The organism is Mesorhizobium sp. M7A.F.Ca.US.006.04.2.1 (assembly GCF_004022915.1).
Taxonomy (GTDB): domain Bacteria; phylum Pseudomonadota; class Alphaproteobacteria; order Rhizobiales; family Rhizobiaceae; genus Mesorhizobium; species Mesorhizobium ciceri.
The window spans coordinates 1-1053 of record NZ_RZQA01001335.1 but is presented as its reverse complement, the minus strand read 5'-3'; the positions used below and the strand labels follow the sequence as shown (position 1 = coordinate 1053).

Annotated in this window: 2 protein-coding genes; both read right to left on the bottom strand. The window is 65.4% G+C overall.

Annotated elements, in window-relative coordinates; translation table 11 throughout:
• Nucleotides 1–104: 104 nt before the first annotated feature.
• Nucleotides 105–371 carry a BrnA antitoxin family protein gene (locus tag EN925_RS37105; RefSeq protein WP_013530463.1) on the bottom strand — a complete coding sequence of 89 codons (267 nt, stop codon included), beginning with the start codon at nucleotides 369–371 and terminating at the stop codon, nucleotides 105–107.
• A gap of 99 nt (nucleotides 372–470) precedes the next feature.
• Nucleotides 471–1053 (bottom strand): (2Fe-2S)-binding protein (locus EN925_RS37100; protein WP_206633169.1); only part of this gene is annotated, 583 nt, incomplete at its 5' end.

The window sequence follows — 1053 nt, the reverse complement described above, 5'->3', positions numbered from 1 at the left end:
ATGCTGGTGCTGCCGAAAGGCTGGAAAGGCGAATGGACGATCCACGAGAAAACGCGCAAGCTCTATATCCTGCACTTCGAAGCGTGAGCCGGCTGGAACAGCCGCTACTCGTCGTCTGAACGATCACCCCCGGTAACGATCGGCTTGCCTTCTATCACACGCCGCAAGGCGTCGTTGATGCGGTCCTGCCAGCCGGGTCCATCCTCCTGGAAATGGTCCAGCACGGCGCGGTCGATTCGGATCGAAACAAGCTCTCTGACGCCTGGAGCGGCCGTGGGCTCTCGGACCGGGGCAGCCGGCCTCTTCATCGGCTTGAAAGCCGCCTCGGCGGCCGCCATCGGATTTGTCGGTCGGCGCGGAGGATTTGCCATTGGATGACCCTGACTGAGGATGATTCGTGCGCGACGTAGCACGCCTGAGCCACCATAGCCCAACCAGCACCGTCGCGCAGGCCCCTTTGGTCAGGACGATCACTCGGCTGCTTGGAGGCTCTGTGCGTCGATGATGACCCTGATCTCGGCGCGGCAGGAGCCGCAATTCGTGCCGGCATTCAGGGCCGCGCCGATTGCCGCAACGCTGCCGCAGCCGCGGCGTACCGCTTCCGCGATCTGGTTGGCGCCAACGCCGAAGCAGGAGCAGACGATGGCGCCGCGATCGACGTCGATCCCGCCCGGCCGCCCGGCCACGATCGCCAGCCTGCTGCGCCGATCAACATGATCGGCACTCAACTGTTCCGCCGCCCAGCCGCGCGACACGGCGACCGGGCCGGGCGCGACGAACAAGGCGCCTGACAGTTGGTCGTCGTCGAAGGCGGCGATGCGGTGCTGGCCGGCGTCGCGGTCGTGATAAGCTGATATTTCGGCACCCAATGACGTACCGAACAGCGACCCGGCAAAGCCCGCCCAGTCGATGTCGTCATCGGCAAAGGCAAGCTCGACCCGCCAGCCGCCCTTGCACTTGGCCACGGCCCAGTAGGGCGCAGTATTAGGCTCCGGCCGCTGCCGAGCCACCGCAAAGCCAAAGGCCTTTGCCGCGAATTTCTCGATGCGGACG

Excerpts from the sequence above, each read along its gene's own strand:
- EN925_RS37105 (WP_013530463.1), bottom strand. The coding sequence starts at position 371 with ATGGCAAATCCTCCGCGCCGACCGACAAATCCGATGGCGGCCGCCGAG.